Source organism: Phyllobacterium sp. 22229, assembly GCF_052056495.1.
GTDB classification, from domain to species: domain Bacteria; phylum Pseudomonadota; class Alphaproteobacteria; order Rhizobiales; family Rhizobiaceae; genus Phyllobacterium; species Phyllobacterium myrsinacearum.
Window position 1 is genome coordinate 55,887 of record NZ_JBQEPA010000022.1, and the last position, 22,081, is coordinate 77,967.

General features: G+C 59.4%; 15 protein-coding genes and 1 pseudogene. 11 read left to right on the forward strand and 5 right to left on the reverse strand.

Annotated elements, in window-relative coordinates; all coding sequences use genetic code 11:
• Positions 1–9: 9 nt before the first annotated feature.
• Positions 10–996 carry a signal peptide peptidase SppA gene (gene sppA / locus ACTJJ7_RS22730; protein WP_440968905.1) on the reverse strand — a complete coding sequence of 329 codons (987 nt, stop codon included), beginning with the start codon at positions 994–996 and terminating at the stop codon, positions 10–12.
• A 261-nt stretch (positions 997–1,257) separates the two neighbouring features.
• Between sppA and lptC the strand changes: the two genes are divergently transcribed.
• The 6 genes and pseudogenes from lptC to ptsN all read left to right on the forward strand — a co-directional run bounded on the left by lptC (position 1,258) and on the right by ptsN (position 6,663).
• Positions 1,258–1,995 carry an LPS export ABC transporter periplasmic protein LptC gene (lptC, locus tag ACTJJ7_RS22735; RefSeq protein ID WP_105738043.1) on the forward strand — a complete coding sequence of 246 codons (738 nt, stop codon included), beginning with the start codon at positions 1,258–1,260 and terminating at the stop codon, positions 1,993–1,995.
• A gap of 107 nt (positions 1,996–2,102) precedes the next feature.
• Complete coding sequence (locus ACTJJ7_RS22740) at positions 2,103–2,675, forward strand: LptA/OstA family protein (RefSeq protein WP_440968906.1); 573 nt, start codon at positions 2,103–2,105, stop codon at positions 2,673–2,675.
• 109 nt (positions 2,676–2,784) lie between these two features.
• Positions 2,785–3,513: pseudogene (gene lptB / locus ACTJJ7_RS22745) on the forward strand (LPS export ABC transporter ATP-binding protein); the annotation flags it as partial.
• Positions 3,514–3,680: 167 nt separating this feature from the next.
• A complete protein-coding gene (rpoN, locus tag ACTJJ7_RS22750) occupies positions 3,681–5,336 on the forward strand; it encodes an RNA polymerase factor sigma-54 (protein WP_440968907.1) in 1,656 nt (551 codons plus the stop codon).
• A gap of 206 nt (positions 5,337–5,542) precedes the next feature.
• Positions 5,543–6,136, forward strand: a complete 594-nt coding sequence (gene hpf / locus ACTJJ7_RS22755; RefSeq protein WP_091878871.1) for a ribosome hibernation-promoting factor, HPF/YfiA family — start codon at positions 5,543–5,545, stop codon at positions 6,134–6,136.
• A gap of 62 nt (positions 6,137–6,198) precedes the next feature.
• Complete coding sequence (gene ptsN, locus ACTJJ7_RS22760) at positions 6,199–6,663, forward strand: PTS IIA-like nitrogen regulatory protein PtsN (RefSeq protein WP_105738035.1); 465 nt, start codon at positions 6,199–6,201, stop codon at positions 6,661–6,663.
• 61 nt (positions 6,664–6,724) lie between these two features.
• On the opposite strand, the gene ACTJJ7_RS22765 is transcribed toward ptsN, so the two are convergent.
• Positions 6,725–7,621: a DMT family transporter gene (locus ACTJJ7_RS22765; protein ID WP_105738033.1), complete on the reverse strand. Its 897-nt coding sequence runs from the start codon at positions 7,619–7,621 to the stop codon at positions 6,725–6,727.
• A 101-nt stretch (positions 7,622–7,722) separates the two neighbouring features.
• On the opposite strand from ACTJJ7_RS22765, the gene ACTJJ7_RS22770 reads away from it, so the two are divergent.
• On the forward strand, positions 7,723–8,580 hold the full coding sequence (locus ACTJJ7_RS22770) for a LysR substrate-binding domain-containing protein (RefSeq protein ID WP_105738031.1): 858 nt from the start codon (positions 7,723–7,725) through the stop codon (positions 8,578–8,580).
• Between the two features lie 6 nt (positions 8,581–8,586).
• On the opposite strand, the gene ACTJJ7_RS22775 is transcribed toward ACTJJ7_RS22770, so the two are convergent.
• A complete protein-coding gene (locus ACTJJ7_RS22775) occupies positions 8,587–8,970 on the reverse strand; it encodes a cupin domain-containing protein (RefSeq protein ID WP_130268472.1) in 384 nt (127 codons plus the stop codon).
• A gap of 85 nt (positions 8,971–9,055) precedes the next feature.
• Positions 9,056–9,490: a Fur family transcriptional regulator gene (locus ACTJJ7_RS22780; RefSeq protein ID WP_440968908.1), complete on the reverse strand. Its 435-nt coding sequence runs from the start codon at positions 9,488–9,490 to the stop codon at positions 9,056–9,058.
• 235 nt (positions 9,491–9,725) lie between these two features.
• Between ACTJJ7_RS22780 and ACTJJ7_RS22785 the strand changes: the two genes are divergently transcribed.
• From ACTJJ7_RS22785 to ACTJJ7_RS22800, 4 genes are read left to right on the forward strand one after another with little or no spacing between them, the layout of a single operon-like run.
• Positions 9,726–10,619 (forward strand): metal ABC transporter substrate-binding protein, encoded by an 894-nt coding sequence (locus tag ACTJJ7_RS22785; RefSeq protein WP_440968909.1) that lies wholly within the window; start codon positions 9,726–9,728, stop codon positions 10,617–10,619.
• A complete protein-coding gene (locus tag ACTJJ7_RS22790; RefSeq protein ID WP_440968910.1) occupies positions 10,616–11,512 on the forward strand; it encodes a manganese/iron ABC transporter ATP-binding protein in 897 nt (298 codons plus the stop codon). Before ACTJJ7_RS22785 ends, ACTJJ7_RS22790 begins: the two co-directional genes overlap by 4 nt.
• Positions 11,509–12,369, forward strand: a complete 861-nt coding sequence (locus ACTJJ7_RS22795; protein WP_440968911.1) for a metal ABC transporter permease — start codon at positions 11,509–11,511, stop codon at positions 12,367–12,369. The genes ACTJJ7_RS22790 and ACTJJ7_RS22795 overlap by 4 nt, the downstream gene beginning before the upstream one ends.
• On the forward strand, positions 12,366–13,217 hold the full coding sequence (locus tag ACTJJ7_RS22800) for a metal ABC transporter permease (RefSeq protein WP_440968912.1): 852 nt from the start codon (positions 12,366–12,368) through the stop codon (positions 13,215–13,217). The genes ACTJJ7_RS22795 and ACTJJ7_RS22800 overlap by 4 nt, the downstream gene beginning before the upstream one ends.
• 36 nt (positions 13,218–13,253) lie before the next feature.
• Here ACTJJ7_RS22800 and ACTJJ7_RS22805 read toward each other — a convergent pair whose 3' ends face one another.
• Positions 13,254–21,857: a GH36-type glycosyl hydrolase domain-containing protein gene (locus ACTJJ7_RS22805; RefSeq protein WP_440968913.1), complete on the reverse strand. Its 8,604-nt coding sequence runs from the start codon at positions 21,855–21,857 to the stop codon at positions 13,254–13,256.
• Positions 21,858–22,081: the final 224 nt, after the last annotated feature.

The following is a 22,081-nucleotide window of genomic DNA, read 5'->3' on the forward strand; positions in this document are numbered from 1 at the left end:
TTAAATATTCTATTGCGCCCCTACCGGCCTGCCGTCAACGTGCCAAACAGAAACGAGCCCGTCAAGGAAGATGCGATCACCGGTCAAATCGCGCAGCAACCCCGTGCTTTCCTGCGGAATACCGAGATATTGTGCCAGCATTTTCAATGCGGATTGGGACAGAAGCGAGCTGAAGGCTGTCTTTTGTGCGGGTTTCCATTCAATGACCGGTAATTTCTCGTCAACTCCCTTGGTTTTCAGCCAGGCAATCGACTTGTCTTCCCCGCCAAGTTCATCGATGAGTTTGTTGGCCAGGGCCTGTCTGCCGGTGAAAACCGATCCATCCGCCAGGGCAAGCGTCTGTTCGCGGGTGAATTTCCGCCGTTCCTGAACGATACCGACGAACCAGTCATAGGAATCCATGATCATGCGATGGATCATGGCCTTGGCTTCGTCGCTGGCGGGGTTGAAAAAGTTCGGTTCGGCCTTCAGCGGACTGGATTTGATGGTTTCCACCTTGACGCCGACCTTTGTCAGCAGCTCCGAAATATCGGGATACTGGAACAGCACGCCGATGGACCCGACGATGGAGGATTGGCGTGCGACAATATGGTCTGAACCGCTGGCAATCATGTAGCCTGCCGAGGCTGCCAGTGTTCCAACCTGTGCAACGACAGGCTTTTTCACCGCAATCTTGCGCACGGCCTCATAGATGGCTTCCCCGCCCGCCGTGGTGCCGCCGGGTGAATCCACCGAAAGAATAACGCCTTTCACCGCGGTGGAATCAGCGACCTCGCCCAGACGCTTGATGAGTTCGTCGTTCTCGAAAATCGTGCCTTCGACGCGGATCTTGGCAATATGCGCCGCGGTTTTGCCGGAAAGACGGTCGGAACCGGCGAGAAATCCGTAAAGCCCGATCAGGGCAAGCGCCACAACCAGAAGGGAAAGGATACGCCAGAACGTCAGCTTGCGCCGGAGACGCCGCCTGTCGATGATTGCGTCAGCTGTGTTTGCCATCGTATCGTCCATTTCCTGTCCAATTCAGTGCAAGCATTCTTCTGCGGCAACATTCAGACGAAGTCCAGACCTCTGGGCTTCAACACATGACCCCCATATAGGCAATCGGCACTGCACCTTGTATATGGGGGGATGACGGCATATTTGTTCGGTCAAATGCAACTTGTCCCAGGGGCTCTGGTTCATTTCATCGAAAAATAACCATATTGACGTTTAACTAACAGGGCGCCAACAGATCGTAATCGGTAGCATAGCCAATACATGTCCATTGAATTGAAACATTCGCATCCAAACGGTGATGCAACAGCGGCTGCTGCGCAGCATGCGGAAGTTGCGCGGCAATTTTCTGCCACCGAGAAGGATTCGCACGTTTTTCGCGCAGCGGAACGCCATTCGCGGCGCGTGCGCTTCATGAAATTTGCCCTGCCTGCCGTCGCCGTCATCGGTGCTGCGGTTTTCTCGTGGTTCACGTTTTTCTCCACGACGAACATCCCGAGCAATATCACTTTGGACAGTGCCGGCATTCAGGATGGCAAGCTGGTCATGACCAATCCCAAGCTGGACGGCTTTACCAAGGATAAGCTCCCCTACAAGATGAGTGCGGAACGGGCATTGCAGGATGTCGGCAACAGCTCGCTGATCACGCTGGAGAATATCAGCGCGGAAATTCCGGTTGGCCAGGATCTGCGGGCGCAGGTCAAAGCCAAGGGCGGCCTCTACGACAACGCCAACCGTCAGTTGAAGCTGGACAATGACATAACGCTGACAACCTCGGACGGCATGAAAGCACAGTTGAAATCTGCGGATATCAATATACAAGAAAATTCGGTATCGAGCGATCAGCCGGTCAGGATCGAGAATAGCAGCGCCAGTATCGTCGCAGACAGTATGAAAATTACTCAGAGTGGCAAAGTAATGGTCTTTGAAAAGGGTGTCAGGCTTGTCATTCAGCCCGCAAAGCTGCATGAAGGTCGCAACGAAGCCAAATCACCGCAGTGATTGCCGGCCAGGTGGGGATATCCCGGATTTAGGAGATTGAGACAATGTCGCGCGGGACAAGACTGATCAGCATTTCGACTGTTGCATTGGGTATTTGGGCATCCTCCATGATTGGTCCTGTCGCAGCACAGGATGCGAGCAAGGCCGGCGCCCTGAACAACGGCATGAAACTGTCGAGTGATCAGCCCATTCAGATCGATTCCGATCGCCTCGACGTGCACAACGATGTGGGAACCGCCACCTTCACCGGCAATGTAACGGTCATCCAGGGAACGACGCTGATGAAGGCGGGTTCCATGATCGTCTACTACGTCAAGAAGCCGGAAAAGACCGACGCGGAAAAAGCTGCCGACAAGGCCGCTCCCAAAACGGAGACCAAGTCAGCCGGACCTGCCGGGGCAGGCGCCCAGGACATCGACCACATCGAGGTCAACGACAAGGTTTACGTAAAGTCCGAAGATCAGGTTGCCACCGGCGACCACGGTACCTTCGACATGAAGACGCAGGTTCTGGTCCTGACCGGCAGCAAGGTTGTTCTCTCGCAGGGCGATAATGTTGGTGTTGGCTGCAAGCTGACCGTCCAGATGAAGAGCGGCCAGGCACAGCTGGAAAGCTGCAAGAACGGACAGACAGGCCGTGTCTCTATCGTTGTTGCGCCAAAGAGCGCTCCGAAGAACTAGGCCGGCGGTATACGTGTCCCTGTTTTCCCGTCGATCCACCAAGACTCCCACGTCGCCAGACGCGCGCATTTCACAGGAGATGCGCGCCGCCGACCCGTTGGCAACGGACCGGATGAAAGGCACGCTGGTCGCCCGCGGTATCACCAAGAGCTATAATGGCCGCCAGGTGGTCAATGGCGTTTCCTTCGGTGTGCGCGCCGGCGAGGCGGTTGGTATTCTCGGCCCGAACGGTGCCGGCAAGACCACCTGTTTCTACATGGTCACCGGCCTGGTGCCGGTCGACAAGGGCAATATTGAAATCGATGGCTTTGACGTGACGACGATGCCGATGTATCGCCGCTCGCGCCTCGGCATCGGCTATCTGCCACAGGAAGCGTCGATTTTCCGCGGCCTGTCCGTGGAAAACAACATCAAGGCCGTGCTCGAAGTGGTCGAGAAGGACCGCACCGCACGGGCGCAGGAACTCGATTCCCTTCTGGAAGAGTTTCATATCGCCCATCTGCGCAAGGCTCCGGCGCTTTCGCTCTCCGGCGGTGAACGCCGGCGGCTGGAAATTGCCCGCGCTTTGGCCTCGCGGCCCAATTTCATGCTGCTTGACGAACCGTTTGCCGGCGTTGATCCTATTGCGGTTTCCGACATCCAGCAGCTCGTCCGTCATCTGACCAGCCGCGGCATCGGCGTGCTGATCACGGACCACAATGTGCGCGAAACGCTGAAGCTGATCGATCGCGCCTACATCATTCATGCAGGGCAGGTCCTGACCCACGGCCGTCCGGACGAGATTATTGCCAATCCGGATGTCCGGCGTCTCTACCTCGGTGACCAGTTCAAACTGTGATTTTGACAATTTCTGGCAAGTTTTTGCCAGAAATTGCTTTCCCTCCGTTCAATCCAGATGAATCTTGCCCAAAAGAGTCGTTTTTTGCCCTGCTGGAATTGACAAGCAAGGATTGGGCCATTTCTGTACATTGAGAAGAATTTCGTACAGGAGTACCCGCGTTCACCATGGCCCTGTCGCCAAAACTCGATTTGAGACAAACCCAGTCTCTGGTGATGACGCCGCTGCTCATGCAGTCGATTCGGCTGCTGCAATTGTCCCATGTCGAACTTGAGCAATTCATCGAACAGGAGATAGAAAAGAATCCGCTGCTGGAACGCGACGAAGCGTCGGGAGACGGTTTTTCCTTTGAGGGCAGGGATATTTCCGATGGGCGCGGGCCGGTGGATGGTGGCGATTTCCCTCGCAATGCCGGTGCTGACGATGGCCTGGACGATTCGGGCGGCAATGAACAGAACGACCATTGGCTCGTCAGCGGCGAGTCGACCAGTTCCGGCTCCATGTCCGAGACGTTCGACAGCTCGCTGGAAAACATTTTCCCGGACGATCCGGGAACGCATGACTTCATTGCCGGCGATCTTGCCTCGCAATGGAAGTCTTTCTCGGGCGATGGCTATGTGTCGACCGGCGGCGAGGGCTTCAATCTCGAACAGGTGACCGCATCGCCATTGACGCTGCGCGATCATGTCGGCGAGCAGATCATTTTCGCCTTCGAAAATGCGGCGGACCGCCTGATTGCCGCAGAGCTTGCCGATCATCTCGACGAGATGGGCTATCTGCGCGTCGATGCCGATGAGATTGCGGCGCGGCTTGGCACCGATACGGCCCATATCGGGAGGCTGATTGCCGTGTTGCAGACGTTCGAACCGGCGGGCCTGTTTGCCCGTGATCTGGCTGAATGCCTGGCTCTGCAGCTGCGCGCGAAAGACCGGCTTGATCCGGCAATGGCGATGCTTCTGCAGAATCTGGAGCTCCTGGCGAAGCGGGACTTTCAGAGCCTGAGAAAGCTGTGCCGCGTCGGCGATACCGATCTTCTCGATATGCTGCAGGAGATTCGCCTGCTTGATCCAAAGCCCGGAACGGCGTTCTCCTCGGGTGTGGCCGACAGTATCATCCCGGACGTGCATGTCGATAGGGCGCCGGACGGGACGTGGAATATCGAGCTTAATCCGGATGCGCTGCCGCGGGTTCTCGTCAACAACATCTATTATGCGACCATTGCAAAGGTAACGGCATCCCCCGCCGAAAAGGGTTTTCTCAGCGAATGCCTGCAAAACGCCAACTGGCTGACGCGCAGCCTGGATCAGCGCGCCCAGACGATCCTGAAGGTGGCGACGGAAATCGTGCGCCAGCAGGCGGAGTTCCTGCAGCTCGGCGTCGCCCATCTGAAACCGCTCAATTTAAGGAATGTGGCCGACGCCATCGGCATGCACGAATCGACCGTCAGCCGCGTCACCGCCAACAAATACATGCTGACGAAGCGCGGTGTGTTCGAGTTGCGTTATTTTTTCAACGCGGCGATTTCGGCCACCGAAGGTGGCGAGCAGCACTCTTCGCAGTCTGTACGGCATCAGATCAAGCTGCTGATCGACAATGAAAAGCCGGACGATGTTTTATCGGATGACACGATCGTGGATCTTTTGAAGGGCCAGGGCGTTGATATTGCACGGCGCACCGTCGCCAAGTACCGCGAGGCGATGAACATCGCGTCCTCGGTGCAAAGGCGCCGGGAGAAAAAAGCGGAGGCTTCTGCTCGCAAGGGTGACGGAAACTCTGGATTCATCCGGCGCACAGGTGTAGAATCCGGACGAGTGGGTAAATGAACCGGGCCATAGAAGCTTGGTCAAGGGAGAGTGAAGCGCCGGTAATTTGCATCGATTGAAGCGAAAGCGCGCCTTTGGAGATGAAGAATCAGAAAGTGAAATGTGATGGATCGCTCGCATGGAATGTGCGGGATGTCTTTGCTCGTCTCTCAACAACAGTGTAGATTGGCTCGGGCAATGAAAAGTCACAACGAAGGTGAGGTATCATGAGTCTGCGTGTATCTGGGAAACATATGGACATTGGTGACGCTTTCCGCATTCGCATTGACGAACGGATCGGTGAGATGGTGACCAAGTATTTCGATGGCGGATATACAGGCCACGTCACAGTGGAGAAACAGGGGTCGCGCTTTATCGCCGATTGCCTGATCCGTCTCGATACCGGCACGGTGCTGCAGGCGGCGGGCGAGGCACAGGATCCTCAGCTTGCTTTTGATGCAGCCGGAGAACGCGTGGACAAGCGCCTTCGCCGTTACAAGCGGCGTCTGAAATCGCATCAGGCGCCCGGCTCGAACGGTGTTTTCGACGATATTTCCTACCGGGTCGTAGCCCCTGTACCGGATGAAGATGAGGATATTCCGGAGGATTACGCGCCGACAATCGTGGCCGAGACATCGATGGCGCTCAGGAGCATGAGTGTCGCATCCGCCGTGGTTGAGCTCGATCTGAAAGATAGTCCAGTGGTTGTCTTCCGCAACTCTGGCAGTACGCAGGTGAATATCGTATACCGCCGCGCTGACGGCAACATCGGCTGGATCGATCCATCGGCCGTGGCCGGTCAGAACGGCGCCGGGTCTTAGGCGAAATTTGAACTACCGTCCGCGCCCCAAAAGCGCGGACGGTAACAGGAAGGAAGAGAATAATGGATCTGGGTGACCTCATTCAGCCCGACGCTGTCCTGCCCGCATTGAAAGTCAATTCCAAAAAGCAGCTTTTGCAGATCATGTCGGAGAAGGCTGCCGCCTTGACCGGTCTGACGGAGCGGGAGGTGTTCGACACCGTCCTGCAGCGCGAACGCCTTGGTTCGACTGGCGTTGGCAATGGCATTGCCATTCCGCATGGCAAGATCAACAGCGTCAAACGCATCACCGGGGTCTTTGCGCAGCTCGAAACCCCCGTGGATTTCGAAGCGCTGGACGATCAGCCCGTTGATATTGTTTTTCTTCTGCTGGCGCCGGAGAATGCTGGCGCCGATCATCTGAAGGCCTTGTCGCGGATTGCCCGCATGCTGCGCGATCCCGAGCGGATTGCCAAACTGCGCACCGCCCATGATGCGACCCTTATCTATGAATTGCTGACGGCGCAGCCGGCTTCCAACGCCGCCTGATTCTTTTGCATCCTTTGACGAAAGAGCCGCCTTCGGGCGGCTTTTTCATGTGTTGGGGGAGTCAGGCCGGCGAAGTCCGCCGCCAGGGGATCTGCCATCCGAGCCGCACGCCCAGCGTCCCGCAGGCAATCAGCAGCATGCCGGCGGCTTGCGCCATTCCCAGGGGATGCGCGTAAATCGCCCAGTCCACGATGATGGCGACGATGGGGTAAATGAAGGTCAGGACGCCGATGACCGGTGTCGACAGGCGCGGATAGGCGGAATAGATCAGGATATAGGCAATGCCCGTGTGGAGGATGCCGATACTGGCCAGCCAGCCCCAGGACGCCAGCGGCACGGGCTCCGCCCAATTGGCAAAGGGCGCGAGCATGACGATGCCGACGATGGTCTGGCAGAGCACTGTGATTTCCGGCCGTTGCTCGCCGAGGCCCTTGGCGAGAATGGTTGCCGCGGCATAAAGCACCGCCGCGCCGAGCGACATGACGATCCCAAGAACCCATAGCGTGCTGACCGGTGCCGCCGCGCCGACAAGGCCGCTGGCCAGGACGACGCCGAGAAAGGCGCCGAGCATCCAGATGATCTGATCGACGGTGATGCGTTCCTTCAAAAGGGTCGCGCCGATGAGAACAACGAAGAATGGCTGGATGTGATAGATGATGGTGGTGGTCGCAATCGACGTCATGCGGAACCCGGCAAAAAACGATACCCAGCTGAGCACCATGCAGATGCCGCCGAGCGCTGCCCGGCCCAGCCGCGGCCAGGAGAGCGTCCGGTCGGGGAGATAACCGCGCAGGAAACACCATGCGGCGAGGAAGACCGTGCCGAAAACACAGCGCCAGAAGACGATCGTGACCGGATCGAGCCGGGTCTCCGTTGCAAAGGCACCGACGGTCCCGATGATGGCCATGGCAACGGCCAGCCGTGCTGCCGGAAAACGTTCCGAAATGGGTTCGGTCATGCGGGCGTCCCTGTATGTAAAGAGCATTCAGTTAGCGCCATTGATTGCCAGCAAACAAACGAATAGATTTGGAATGAACTATTCGCTATGTTGATGGCATTATGGCTGCACCCCTCGACCTCGATCTTCTGCGGACGTTTGTAACCGTCATTGAAACCGGCAGCCTGTCGGCTGCCGCCCCGCGCGTCGGCCGCAGCCAGTCGGCCGTCAGCATGCAGATGCAGCGGCTGGAACAGGCGGTGGGCAAACAGCTCCTCATTCGCAATCCCCGCTCCGTCGAGCCGAATCTGGCCGGCGAGAATTTTCTCAATTATGCGCGGCGGTTGCTGCGGTTGTCGGATGAGGCGTGGGCCAATGTCACCCGCCCCGAGGAAACCGGCAGCGTGCGGCTTGGTGTGCCCGATGACTATGCGGCGTTCCTGCTGCCGCCTGTTCTGTCGCGGTTTGCCGAGGAGCATCCGCTGGTCACTGTCGAACTGGTCTGCGAGCAATCGACTTCGCTGGTCAAGGCGATCGATGAGGACCGGGTCAATCTGGCGATTGTCACCCGCGGGGCCACCCAACCGCTGGAGGTGATCCGCCGGGAGCGTTTGATCTGGGTCGCATCGCCAACCCACGTTGCCTGGGAAAACGATCCGCTGCGCATTGCCCTGTTTGAGCCCGGTTGTGCCGCGCGCATGAATGTGCTGGACGCGCTGGGGGATGCGGATCGCAGCTATCGCTGCACCTATTCCAGCGCCAGCCTGCTCGGATTGATCGCCGTGGTGCAGGCCGGGCTGGCGGTGGCAGCGCTTGCCGCCTGCAGCGTGCCGTCGACCCTGCGCATTATCGGTGAGAATGAGGGCCTGCCGCCACTGCGTGATCTGGAAATCGGCATCATGCGCAGCCCGGTGTCGTCCAGCCCGGCCATTGACCGGCTGAACGATTTTCTGCGCCGCGAATTGGCGCAGATTGCGTAAGAGCTGTTAGATCCACACGTCGTTCTGTGCTGTCCGCTCACCGCCCTCATGGCCGGTATTGAGGACCCCGCGCGGCTCAATCAGCATCAGTCTGACTTCCGTTTCGGCATAGGGCTTGTGCGCGACCCCTTTGGGGACGACGTACATTTCACCCGGCTTGATCGTCACGAACCCGTCGCGGAAATCGATGCGCAGTTCCCCGTCCAGGACAATGAATGCCTCGTCGGTTTCCGGATGATCGTGCCAGACGAAATCGCCTTCGATGCGGACGATCTTGAATTGATAATCGTTGAGTTCCGCCACCACTTTGGGTGTCCACTGTTCGGAAAACAGCTTGAACTTTTCGGAGAAATTGATGGCCTTGTAGGATTTCGATTGGACCGTTTGCATGCATAACTCCCTCGGGCAAATGCCAGCGGAAGTTATGCTTCACGCGAAAGCAGACGTCTTGGACGTTTGTGCGCAAAGATGCCAGCTATTCCGGCCGCTTGGATTTCCGCCCATAAAGTTCGAGCCGGTGATGGATGATGTCATAGCCAAGCGCGCGGGCAATCTCTTCCTGCAGCTTTTCGATCTTGTCCGACTGGAATTCGATCACATCACCCGTATCGATGTCGATCAGGTGGTCGTGATGCTCGCCATGGGCCTGTTCGAAGCGCGACGGGCCGCCATTGAAGGCGTGGCGATGAATGGCGCCCATTTCTTCGAGGAGATTCATGGTCCGGTAGACGGTCGAGAGCGAAATGCTGTCATCGATCTCGATGGCGCGATGGAAAATCTTCATCGCATCCGGGTGGTCTTCCGTGGAGGTCAGAATATCGAGAATGATTCGGCGCGGACGGGTGATGCGAACGCCTGCCTTGCGCAGTTCCTTCTCGTAATCCGGCTTCTGATTGAGAGCATGTTTCATAGACGGGATTATGCGCCAGAACGCGCTCAGTTGCAAAGATTCTCAACTGGCCTCGGGAAATACGCGCATTGGTACACAGAATTTCAGCGCCGGACCTTCCGCACAATGCGGGAGGCAGGGTTGAATTTCTTTTTGCAAATCATTCGCATTTGCATTGACGCACCTCCCGCAAGCCGTTATGGAATAACAATGGTGACGAAAAAGCTCACCATTTTCCCGGTTTGCTGGAGGCGATATGAGATTTTCCCGACTGTTGATTGCTGTTTTTGCTCTATTGACGATCCTTGGCCCGGCGTCCGCCGCCGATGGCAAGAAATTCAAGGTGGTCACGACCTTTACGATCATCGCCGACATGGCCCGCAATGTTGCGGGGGACGCGGCGGATGTGGATTCGATCACCAAGCCCAATGCGGAAATTCATGATTATCAACCGACACCCGGTGACATCCTGAAGGCACAGGATGCCAATCTTGTCCTGTGGAACGGCCTGGGTCTGGAACGCTGGTTCGAGAAATTTTTCGGCAACGTCAAGAATGTTCCGAGCGCCGTCGTCAGCGAGGGTGTGGAGCCGATGGGCATTTCGGAAGGCCCCTACGAGGGCAAGCCGAACCCGCATGCCTGGATGTCGCCCAATGCCGCGCTGGTGTACGTGGAAAATATCCGCAAGGCACTCGGCACCTACGACCCGGCCAATGCCGCCATCTATGACCGCAATGCCGCCGCCTATGCGGAAAAGATCCGGGCAACGGTTGCGCCTATCCGCGAAAGCCTGGCGGCTGTTCCCGCCGAGCGCCGCTGGCTGGTGACAAGTGAAGGCGCCTTCAGCTATCTCGCGCGTGATTTCGACATGAAGGAGCTTTATCTCTGGCCGATCAATGCCGACCAGCAGGGCACGCCCCAGCAGGTCCGCAAGGTGATCGACAAGGTGCGCGCCGAGAAAATCCCGGTGGTTTTCAGCGAAAGCACGATTTCCGCTTCGCCCGCCAAACAGGTCGCGCGCGAAACCGGGGCAAAATATGGCGGCGTTCTCTATGTCGATTCGCTCAGCGATCCCGATGGTCCGGTGCCCACCTACCTCGATCTCCTGCGCGTCACGGCACAAACCGTTGCCAAAGGCTTTACCCAGTGAGCGCGTCCTCCCAAGCGCTCGCCGGCCCCTCCGCTGCAAAGCGGGGGGCTGGTCTTTCCGTGCATGACGTGACCGTGACCTATCGCAATGGCCACACGGCCCTGCGCAATGCCAGCTTCGATATCCCGCGCGGGTCCATAACCGCGCTGGTCGGCGTCAACGGCAGCGGCAAGTCCACCCTGTTCAAGGCCATCATGGGTTTCGTGCCCCTCGCCAGGGGATCGGTCTCGATTCTGGGTGAACAGGCGGGACGGGCGCTCAAACGCAATGTGGTGGCCTATGTGCCGCAGAGCGAGGATGTCGACTGGAATTTTCCGGTTCTGGTCGAAGACGTCGTGATGATGGGACGATATGGCCATATGAATTTTCTGCGCATGCCGAAAAAGCGCGACCAGCACATGGTAACGGCCGCGCTGGAGCGGGTTGGCATGACGGATTTCCGCAAGCGCCAGATCGGCGAGCTTTCGGGCGGCCAGAAGAAGCGCGTCTTCCTTGCCCGCGCGTTGGCGCAGGAAGGCGATATCATTCTTCTGGATGAGCCTTTCACCGGCGTCGACGTGCGCACGGAGGAGGCCATTATCGGCCTTTTGCGATCCCTGCGCGATGACGGCAAGGTCATGCTGGTCTCCACCCACAATCTCGGCAGCGTGCCCGAATTCTGTGACCGGGCCGTGCTGGTCAACCGCACCGTCCTGGCTTCCGGCCCAACTGAAAAAGTGTTCACGCAGGCCAATCTGGAAATGACTTTCGGTGGTGTGCTGCGCCACTTCATCCTCGGCGGTGTCGATCTGCATGCGGATGCGGATCCGCGCAGCGTGACGGTGCTCAGCGACGATGAACGCCCCTTCGTGATCTATGGCGAACCCAAGGGGAAAGGTAAGCCGCAATCATGATGCAGCTGCTTCTCGAACCCTTTTCCTACAACTACATGATCAATGCCATGTGGGTCAGTGCGCTGGTCGGCGGCGTCTGCGCCTTCCTGTCGGCTTATCTGATGCTGAAGGGCTGGTCGCTGATCGGCGATGCGCTCTCCCATTCCATCGTGCCCGGTGTTGCCGGCGCCTACATGCTCGGCTTGCCGTTTTCCATCGGCGCGTTCTTTTCCGGCGGTCTCGCCGCAGTTGCCATGCTGTTTCTCAACCAGCGGACAAAGCTGAAGGAGGACGCCATCATCGGCCTGATCTTCACCTCCTTCTTCGGGCTCGGCCTGTTCATGATGTCGCTGTCCCCCGCTTCGGTGAATATCCAGACCATCGTGCTCGGCAATATCCTGGCGATCACGCCGGAGGATACGCTGCAGCTGGTCATCATCTGCGGGGTATCGCTGGCCGTCCTCCTGGTCAAATGGAAGGATTTGATGGTGACATTCTTTGACGAAAACCATGCCCGTTCCATCGGGCTCAATCCGCCATTTTTGAAAATCCTGTTCTTTACGCTGCTCAGCGCGTCGACGGTGGCTGCCATGCAGACGGTGGGGGCGTTTCTGGTGGTGGCGATGGTCGTCACCCCCGGCGCAACAGCCTACCTCCTGCATGACCGTTTCCCGCGCCTGATCCAGACCAGTGTGCTGATCGGTGCCTCGACCAGTTTCATCGGCGCCTATCTCAGCTATTTTCTCGACGGGGCGACGGGTGGCATCATCGTGGTGCTGCAGACGCTCGTCTTTCTCACCGCCTTTGTTTTCGCGCCCAAGCACGGAACGCTCGCCGCGCGCCGCCGCGCCCGCCTGGCACTGGAGGAGGGGCTATGAGCGATCTGATCCAGCTTTTGCTGCAGCCGTTCAGCTTCGGCTTCATGCAGCAGGCCTTTGTCATCACGCTTCTCGTGGCAATTCCCATGGGTCTGCTCTCGCCCTTTCTCGTCCTGAAGGGCTGGTCGCTGATGGGAGATGCGATCTCGCATGCGGTGCTACCGGGCGTGGTACTCGCCTATATCGCAGGTATCCCGCTGGCCATCGGGGCCTTTGCGGCAGGGATGATCTGTGCGCTCGCCACCGGCTTCCTCAAGCAGAACAGCCGGGTGAAGGAAGACACGGTCATGGGCGTGGTGTTTTCCGGCATGTTCGGCCTTGGCATTGTGCTCTACACCAAAATCCAGTCCGACGTGCATCTCGACCACATCCTGTTCGGCGATATGCTCGGCGTGGCATGGCGCGATGTCGCCGAAACCGGGGCGATAGCAGCTGTGACCTTGCTGGCACTTGGCATCTGGCAGCGGGATTTGCTGCTGCATGCCTTTGATCCGCAACATGCGCAGGCCATCGGTCTGCCGGTCAAATTCCTGCATTATGGCCTGCTGTGCATCCTGTCGCTGACCATCGTCGGCGCGCTCAAGGCCGTTGGCATCATCCTTGCCGTTGCCATGCTGATTGCGCCGGGCTCCATCGCCTTCCTCTTGACCAAACGGTTCGAGCGGATGCTGCTGGTCTCGGCACTTGTCGCGGTGGCAACCTCCCTGGCCGGTATCTATCTGAGTTTCTTCCTCGACAGCGCCCCTGCGCCGACCATCGTGCTCCTGCTGACGGCAAGCTTCATCCTGGCCTTTGTCTTCTCCAGAATGAGAACCGCCGCCAGCGCGCAAGCACAGGCGGCGGAATGAGATGGCTTATTCAGTCAGCGGCCAGCTCGCCGCTGGCTATTTTCCCGGAACGACCTCGACGAGCACCGTGTGTTCGCCCGATGTCTCGAGCGGAATGCCCGCATCGGCCTTGGCCAGTTTCTTGCCGTCGACGGTGATCTTCCTGCCGCCCTTGGCAGCCGGTTTCACCTCGACGGTATAGCGCGCCTTGCCGTTGCGCAGCACGAAGCTGAAGCCGCCGGTCCACGCGGTGGGCAGGGCAGGATCGACGAACAGCCGGTCATTCCTGCGGCTGATGCCGAGAATGCCTTCCGTTGCCACGCGGTAGAGCCAGCCGGCAGAACCCGTGTACCAGGTCCAGCCGCCGCGCCCGCGCATCGGATCAACCGAATAGACATCAGCAGCAACCACATAGGGCTCAACCCGGTAGGACTCGGCCTTGCCGGCATCCAGCGAATGGTTCACCGGATTGAGCTTGCTGAACCAGCGATAGGCTTCGTCGGCATTTCCAAGCTTAGCCATGGCCAGCACAGCCCAGGTTGCCGCGTGGGTATATTGCCCGCCATTCTCACGCACACCCGGCGGATAGCCCTTGATGTAACCGGGCTCATGCCGCGTTTTGTTGAACGGCGGTGTGAACAGTTTGATGATATCAACCTCGTCATCGACGAGATGCGTCGCCACGGACTGCATGGCCTGCTTGGCGCGATCAGGATCGCCATAGCCGGAGAGAACGCTCCAGGACTGGGCGATGGAGTCGATCCTGCACTCGTCGCTGGTCTTGGAGCCCAGCGGCGACCCGTCGTCGAAATAGCCGCGGCGATACCATTCGCCGTCCCAGCCATCCTTTTCCAATGCCGCCTTGAGGCTTTCGATATGGGCTTCCCAGCGCTTGATGCGGTCGCCATCCTTGCGCTGGCGGGCAAGCGGCAGGACATCGCGCAGGGTGCTGATCAGGAACCAGCCCAGCCAGATGCTTTCGCCCTTGCCCTCTTCGCCGACGCGGTTCATGCCGTCGTTCCAGTCGCCGGTGAGCATGAGCGGCAGCCCATGCGCGCCGGTGCGGGCGATCGCCAGATCGAGCGCGCGCGCCGCATGTTCGTATACGGTGACTTTCTCCGCCGTAATTGCCGGCTGGTAGAACGCATCGTGCTCGCCGTTTTCAAGAGCCTTGCCTTCGATGAAGGCGATCTGCTCATCGAGGATGCTCATATCGCCGGTTACCGAGGTGTAGTGGGCAATGGCATAGCCGAGCCATACCACGTCGTCGGAGATCATCGTCCGTACACCGGCGCCCGATGTCGGCAACCACCAGTGTTGGACATCGCCCTCCTTGAACTGGCGGGCGGCGACGTTCAGGATCTGATGCCGGGCCAGCGACGGATCGAGCACCAGCATGGACAGCGTGTCCTGCAGCTGGTCGCGGAAGCCGAAGGCACCGCTGGCCTGATAGAAGGCCGTGCGTGCCCAGATGCGGCAGGCAAGGCTCTGATAGGGCAGCCAGCGGTTGACCATCACGTCGAATGCATCGTCAGGCGTATCCACCTGCAGGCCATCGAGGAAGCCGGTCCAGATCGCCTTGGAGGCCGCAAGCGTCTTTTCAAACGGGCGCTTGAGTTGTTCTGCGAGAACACGCCGTGCCTCGGTGGCACCGGCGGTATCGCCGATATAGAACAGGATTTCCCTGGTTTCACCCGCCGCGATCTCCACATCGACGGCAAGCGCCGCGCAGGGATCGCCCCCCGCTTCAACGACGTTGGAGAGGGTTTTTGCCTGCAGGACGGCAGCCGGCTGGTCCACCGAGCCCAGAGGGCCGAAGAACTCGGTCCGGTCCGATGTCACCGATTGCGGTTTCACGTTTGCGGCGAAGAATGCCACGTGATCCTTGCGGTCGGTGCCATAGGGATTGCGGGCAAAAAGCGCGCCGCTCTCCGTATCATGCGACGGCACGATGAACGGAGCCGTCTTGGCGCGGGAATTGCCGAGCATCCATTCGACAAACCCGTAGACACGCAACTGTTTGGCCGTCCCGCCATGGTTGGTGATCTTGAGGCTGGACACGCGCACCGGCATATCCGCATCGATGGTATGCGTCAGTTCAAGGCCGACATTGCCGTGGCGGGACAGGAACGTCGAATAGCCCTGGCCGTGGCGGGTTTCGTACTGAACCGATGGATCGCGCAGCACCGAAGCGGTCGGCGAGAACGCTGTTCCCTTGTCCAGATCAACGACATAGAGCGCTTCGCCGGACCGGTTGATCACGGGATCATTCGACCACTGGGTCAACTGATAGTCGCGGCTGTTGCTTGACCAGGTGAAACCCGCACCCTCCGCCGACACGTGGAAGCCGAAGCCCGCATTGGAGATCACGTTGATCCATGGCTGCGGCGTGGTTGTCCGGTCGGCAAGACGGACGATATATTCACCGGTCTTCATGTCAAAGCCGCCAAAGCCGTTCCAGAAGGCCAGTTCATTGCCCTCGGTCTTTTGGCGGCGCTTGCCCACCAGCTGCGTCGGCGCTGGTGCGATGCTGCGCATCTCGTCAAGGCCGGTATCGCCTGAGGCAAGAGCCTTGCCGGATGGTATGGCGGCAACCGGCTGCAGGTCGGCGGCCAGTTCCTCCATGCGCTTCAACTGTTCGACCAGCGTGCCGTTCTGCGCATGCATGACGATACGGGCAGAGGCGAGCAGGGTATTGTAGCTCGCATCGCTCATCTGGTCCTTGCGCACGGTGAAGATATGGACGCGCGGGCCATACTGACCGCCGCGGTTGCGGCTGTTCTCGCAGATCGCCTCAAGTCCGCGCTGGAAGTCCTGTGCATAGGAGAAGGAGCGTTCGTTGATGACGACGACGTCAACCACAAGCCCCTTCGCCCGCCAGTATTCCTGCGCCTTCAGCACGTTCTTCAGCGTTTCCATATCGGCTTCGTCATCGATGCGCAGGGCAAGGATGGGGAAGTCGCCGGAGATCGACATCGGCCACAGCTCTGACTGGCTGCCAAGGCCGGAAGCGATGCTTTCGGAGGGCATGCGCAGGGCCTTGTCCGGATAGATCAGACTGGTGGCGACGCGCTGGAAATCAGCGGCCTCGTCCGGATTGATCTCGATATGATGCAGCCGCACCTGCGAACTTGTCCAGGACAGCGAGAATTCGCGGGCGAAGCAGTCCGGATGGCGGAAGCGGGAAACGACTTCTTCCAGCTCGTGCCGGTCCGGGCCGACAAGGGTCCAGAAAACCAGCGTGACGCGCTTGTGTGCGGGAACGCGGACGCGGCAGCGCAGTGACGCGATGGGGTCGAGAACAAAGCCCTGGCTGCCGTTGAGGGTGACGCCCTCATCGAAGGCGGCCGGGTTGCGCAGGTTGCGGCCGCGACCGATAAAGGCCCGGCGGTCGGTTTCCGCCTGGATTTCGCGCATGGCGCCCGATCCGTCCGTGACCACATGTGCCACGTGAATATCCGGTTCGCTGCTGGCGCGTTTGCGGCGCGTGGCATAGATCGTGTCGCCGCGCGGATCGATCTCGGTTTCCACGAACATCTTGGCGAATGCCGGATGCGCCGTGTCCGTATCGTCTGCGGTGAGCACCAGTTCGGCATAGGACGTCACTTCAATGATCCGGTCTTTCGTACCGGTATTGGTGATGACGATGCGGCGGCCCTCGCCGTCGGAATCCGAAGCGACGATGGTCTCCACCGTCGACTGGATCGTGCCGTTTTCCTTGACGAACTCGGCCTTGTAGTCGGCGAAGATCGTCGTGCTCTTTTCGCCGGCTGCCCGCACGGGGTCGCCGGTCGCAGACCACCATTCACCGCTGTCGAGATCGCGCAAGAACAGGAATGTGCCGTAGCCGCTTTCCAGCGGATCGGGCTGGAAGCGGGTGATCGCCAGGCCATTCCAGCGGCTATAGCCGCCGCCATTGGCGGTGACCATGACCGAGTAATGGCCGTTCGACATGATCTGGGTCGCGCGTGGAGCGGCGAGCGGATTCTTGATGAAACGGATGGAGGCCGTTTCTTCGCCGCTTTCGACAGCCTTGCGCATCGGATTGTCAGCCTTGGCCTGCAGGACCGGGATTTCGCGCGGTGCCTTTTCCTGCAGCAGCAGTTCGGCGGCCTCGATGACTGGATCCGAGTGGAAGCGGTCGCGCATGCGGCCTTCGAACACCACATTGTTGACGGCAACGATCGACATGCCGTGATGGTGCGCCATGTAGTTGCGCACGACGGCATATTCCTCGTCTTCGCGCACGCGGGAGCGGGTGAAGTCGACGGCATCGTAGAAACCGTACTGACCGAGCGCACCCATCTCGCGCAGGCGTTTCAGATTGGCCACAGCTTCCGCCGGGCGATATTGGCTGGCCATGATGCTGGCATAGGGCGCGACCACATAGTTCTTGGACAGGCCGCGCTTCAGTCCCAGCGTCGGGACACCGAAATTGGTGTACTGGTAGTTCATCTCCGGGTCGCGCGCATTGTAGGCGGCTTCGGAAATGCCCCACGGCAGGCCCTTGGAATCGCCATATTCGATCTGGCGCTGGACGATCAGCTTGTTGGTCTGATCGAGCATCGAGCCCAGCGGTTCGATCATGACCAGCGGCGGCATGAGATATTCGAACATGGAGCCCGACCAGGAGATCAGCGCACCGCGCCAGCCGACCGGCACCAGGAGGCGGCCGAGACGGAACCAGTGATCGACCGGGATGTCGCCCTTGGCGATGGCAAACAGGCTGGCCAGACGCGCTTCCGAAGCGAGAAGATCGTAGCAGCTCGCATCAAGCTCGTTGGTATCGACGCGGAAACCGATCGACAGAAGACGCCGTTCCTTGCGTTCAAGGAAGGTGAAGTCGGTGTCGAAGGCCAGCTGGCGGGCGCGGGTTGCCAGCGAAACCAGCCGCTCGCGCAGGCTGTCCGTTCCCTCGTGGGTACCAATGGCGTCATCCGTATGGGCCTGACAGGTCTTGACGAGAATCAGCGCCCATCCGTTTGCGGTGGTGCTGAGCGGGCTTTCGAGTTCGCCATGCAGCTCTTCCGTCAGGCGCTGGATGTCACCGGCGAACAGCGAAAGGTTGATGGTGCGCAGCGACGCCGTTTCCGGCTCTTCCTTGATCGTCGTGATGGCGCGGCGGAAATTGGCCACCCGCTCATCCAGGCGGCGGCGCAGCGGCCGCAGGACGCGGCGTTCATCGGGAATGTCGTTGATCGCCTCTTCAAGAATATCGCTGACATCGAGAATGCCGTCGAGATCGCTTTGCAGATAGACGGATGGCGCCTCCGCCCATTTTTCCAGCGCGGAAGACAGCGCCACCAGATGGCCGGCAAGATTGCCGCTGTCCACCGACGAGACGTAGAGCGGCAGAAGCGGCCGCAGCGTGGTTGTTTCATACCAGTTGTAGAGATGGCCGCGATACTTCTCCATCTTTTCCAGCGTGGAGAGCGTGTCGTCGATACGGGTCAGCGTTTCGTTGAAACCGATCCAGCCGAAATCCCGGGCCGCCACGGTCGACAGCAGGTACATGCCGATATTGGTCGGCGATGTGCGTGTCGCGATAACCGGATGCGGGTCTTCCTGGAAGTTATCAGGCGGAATGAAATTCTGTTCCTTGGTGACGAACGTGTCGTAGTAGTGCCAGGTGCGGCGGGCGAAGCGGCGCAGCTCGCTCTTGTCCGAAGAGCGGACATTGAGGTCGTCGAGCGGCTTGGCCGAACGGCTGACCAGCCAGGCAATGATCGGCGAGAAGAACCAGATCACGGCGAAGGGCACCGCCAGGTACCAGGCGCGGCTGTGGGTGACCAGCGGCAGGGCGATGGCGACGGCGGCTACGATGATCGCGGGCCACATCAGGCGGGTGTAATACTGCAGCGTATCGGGGGCGCTGGCTTTCGCCTGGGCCGCTGCACGCCATTCCAGCAGGTTCTTGCGCGATATGAAGACGCGGTAGAGCGTGCGCGCAATGGCGTCGGCCATCAGGCAGGCCATATTGGCAATGAAGGTGATGCGCAGGGCGATATCGGCGGCGCCGGAGAAAATGTCGGTGAGGATCGCCTGGAAATGGCCCTTCAGCGACAGGTTCATGTTTGTCGGGACAAGATTGGTGAACAGGATCATCGTCGGGACGATGAACATGCTGAAGATCATGAAGAACTGCCAAAGCGCGGCAACGCCGGGTGGCAGCAATGTCCAGCCGGCGATGGAGGCGATGATCCAGAAGACCGGCGTCAGTGAGCGGCGCAGATTGTCGGTCATTTTCCAGCGGGTGACGGCGGTCACACCGGGTTTGGTGCTGAACAGGTAAGGCAGGAGCTGCCAGTCGCCGCGCGTCCAGCGATGGTGGCGCGAGATGTCGACATTGTAGCCCGTCGGGTAGTCTTCAACCACCTCGACGTCGCTGACGAGCGCCGCGCGGGCATAGCCGCCTTCGAGAAGATCATGGCTGAGAACGGTGTTCTCATCGATCTTGCCGTCGAGCGCCAGCTCGAAGAAATCGACATCGTAAAGGCCCTTGCCGGTGAATGTCCCTTCACCCAGCACGTCCTGATAAACGTCCGAGACGGCAAAGACGTAAGGGTCGATACCGCGGTTGACCGAGAAGACGCGCTGCAGGAACGAGGCGTCGTCACCGGTGGTCAGCGAGGGGGTAACACGCGGCTGCAGGATCGCATAGCCGCTGGTCACGCGGCCGGATTTTTCCTTGTAGATCGGGCGGTTGAGCGGATGGCTCAGCTTGCCCGCCAGGCGGTTGACCGAATCTGGTGTGAGGCGCGTATCGGAGTCGAGCGTCATCACGAATTTGATGTCGCCGGGCACTTCCTCATTGCTGGGGAAATAGGTTGTATCCTTGTCGCCGCGCAGCAGGAGGTTCAGCTCATGCAGCTTGCCGCGCTTGCGCTCCCAGCCCATCCAGCGGCCTTCCTGCGCATTGTAGAGGCGCTTGCGGTGCAGGAGGAAGAAACGCGGGTTGCCGCCCTGCGTATAGTGCAGGTTGAGCGCGGTGACCTTTTCCCGAGCGTAATCGAGAATGTCGAGATCGTTCTCGTTCTGCTCGACCTTGCTGTCCGCCCAGTCGGTGAGCAGGGCAAAATAGATTTCGCCGCGCGGATTGGTCAGGTAGTGCACTTCGAGGTTGCGGATATGCTCATCGACGGAATCGCGCGAGGTGATCAGCGTCGGCACCGCGACGAGGGTTTTCGCCTCTGGAGGCAGGCCGTTCTTGTATTCGAAGCCGATCAGCCGTGTTGGCGGCATGAACATGGGAATGATCCAGTTGACGAAACCATTGGCGGTTTCCATCGTCGGAAACACGGCCAGGACCGTCAGCAGCAGAACCGTATCGCTCGGCAGGCCGTAGCGGCGCAGCCAGTAATGGATCAGGAACAGAATCCCGATGGAAATGACCGAAGCCGGAATCCACAGGCCGGCAAGGCCGAGGGTCTTGTAGAACCGGACCCAGCGCTGCAGCACGGTTGGGGTCGAGCCGCAGGTCTCTTCCAGTTCCGAGCGTCCGTCGCCGGCGAGGTAATAGCCGACGTCGCGCTTGCGCTGCACGGTGACGCTCTTCTCGTCCCCCTTGGTTTCCGCGCTGTGATGGGCAAGATCCAAGGCAGCCTGCGTGATGTCCTGCTCGCTCTTGCCCGAGCGGCGGGCAATCTTTTCAATCGCCACGCGATAGGCATTGCGGGAATGGAAATCGAGCGCGTCGAAATTAGAGTGTTCGCGCAGCACCGCATCGACGCCGCTGACCGTCTCGAACCAGGTGATCCAGTCGACGTCGTCGATAGCCTTCAGGCTGCGGATGAGATTGCCCATGGTCACGCCGCCGGTGGACTGGCGCGTATGTTCCTGGATAATGGCGTCTTCGGCGTCGCTGCCGTTCTTTTCCAGCTCTTCTTCAAGCCAGGCGACAGCCGCACCGGAGTGCATGGCGCCGCCGCGCAGACGGTAAAGCAGATGCGTGGCGAAGGTGCTGTCGCGCGCGGCTGTGGTGTACTGGGCTAGAAGCTGCGGCAGGGTATCCTTGTCGGCGTTCAGCGTGATCTCGTCGGCCACGCTGTTGGCGTAGGCGCGCATGCGCCGGGCACGTTCAACCCGCAGCGACAACCGGCGGGCATTTTCGATGAGAATGAAGCGCACGGCGGAGGGCAGGGCCCAGAGTTCGCCGATATGCAGGGGCGAAACCGTCTGGAACCCTTCGACCATCGCCGTCAGGCTGTTGAGCGAGAACTGGCTGTCCGTATGTGCCGCATAGAGCCAGGCCAATGCCATGACGCGCGGGATTTCCGGCTTGCCCGCCAGCGGCGGCAGCTGGCGGAAAAACTTCTTCGGAAGATCGCGCTCCACCTGCTGGATGTTCTGGTCAACGAGGTAGTAATTGTCGAGAAGCCACTGGGCCGCTGGCGTTATCGTCTCACCCTTGCGTGCAGCCGCATCGGAGGAGCGATAGGAATGAAGGATCAGCCGGGCATTTTCCACCGTGCGCTGCTCGAACACCATGGGTTCATAGTCGGGCAGGCGGATATCTTCGCCGCGCGCCACGCGCGCGCCTAGCTCCCGCAGGTCATCAATGGATTTGTAGTGGGCTCTGATCGGATTGGGCTGGGCCGAAAAAATCTGACCAACGGCATTCTTCTGTGGTGTGAAAGATTTAAAAAAAGACAGTAGGGCCATTTGCCTTCGTTTCGGTTGTGAAGAAAAACTCTTCAGGGCTGCAACACTGACGATAATAACGGGTCGACCGACCCATGGAGAAGTTTACGATCTAATCGGGTACGATCAACTAAGCTACCATCACTTTTATCCTTGCCGATCAGTTTTGATGAAAATGAGTCAGATTGCCATTTGTTTATCTTAAGCAATTCGTAGCGGGCTGCACAGGGGGACAGCACGCAAAC

What these genes read in the sequence shown, in the direction of transcription:
- rpoN (WP_440968907.1), top strand. Translation starts at nt 3,681, where the DNA reads ATGGCCCTGTCGCCAAAACTCGATTTGAGACAAACCCAGTCTCTGGTG.
- ACTJJ7_RS22780 (WP_440968908.1), bottom strand. Translation starts at nt 9,490, where the DNA reads ATGAAACATGCTCTCAATCAGAAGCCGGATTACGAGAAGGAACTGCGC.
- ACTJJ7_RS22785 (WP_440968909.1), top strand. Translation starts at nt 9,726, where the DNA reads ATGAGATTTTCCCGACTGTTGATTGCTGTTTTTGCTCTATTGACGATC.
- ACTJJ7_RS22800 (WP_440968912.1), top strand. Translation starts at nt 12,366, where the DNA reads ATGAGCGATCTGATCCAGCTTTTGCTGCAGCCGTTCAGCTTCGGCTTC.
- ACTJJ7_RS22765 (WP_105738033.1), bottom strand. Translation starts at nt 7,621, where the DNA reads ATGACCGAACCCATTTCGGAACGTTTTCCGGCAGCACGGCTGGCCGTT.
- ACTJJ7_RS22775 (WP_130268472.1), bottom strand. Translation starts at nt 8,970, where the DNA reads ATGCAAACGGTCCAATCGAAATCCTACAAGGCCATCAATTTCTCCGAA.
- ACTJJ7_RS22795 (WP_440968911.1), top strand. Translation starts at nt 11,509, where the DNA reads ATGATGCAGCTGCTTCTCGAACCCTTTTCCTACAACTACATGATCAAT.
- ACTJJ7_RS22740 (WP_440968906.1), top strand. Translation starts at nt 2,103, where the DNA reads ATGATTGGTCCTGTCGCAGCACAGGATGCGAGCAAGGCCGGCGCCCTG.
- ptsN (WP_105738035.1), top strand. Translation starts at nt 6,199, where the DNA reads ATGGATCTGGGTGACCTCATTCAGCCCGACGCTGTCCTGCCCGCATTG.
- sppA (WP_440968905.1), bottom strand. Translation starts at nt 996, where the DNA reads ATGGCAAACACAGCTGACGCAATCATCGACAGGCGGCGTCTCCGGCGC.
- lptC (WP_105738043.1), top strand. Translation starts at nt 1,258, where the DNA reads ATGTCCATTGAATTGAAACATTCGCATCCAAACGGTGATGCAACAGCG.
- ACTJJ7_RS22805 (WP_440968913.1), bottom strand. Translation starts at nt 21,857, where the DNA reads ATGGCCCTACTGTCTTTTTTTAAATCTTTCACACCACAGAAGAATGCC.
- hpf (WP_091878871.1), top strand. Translation starts at nt 5,543, where the DNA reads ATGAGTCTGCGTGTATCTGGGAAACATATGGACATTGGTGACGCTTTC.
- ACTJJ7_RS22770 (WP_105738031.1), top strand. Translation starts at nt 7,723, where the DNA reads ATGGCTGCACCCCTCGACCTCGATCTTCTGCGGACGTTTGTAACCGTC.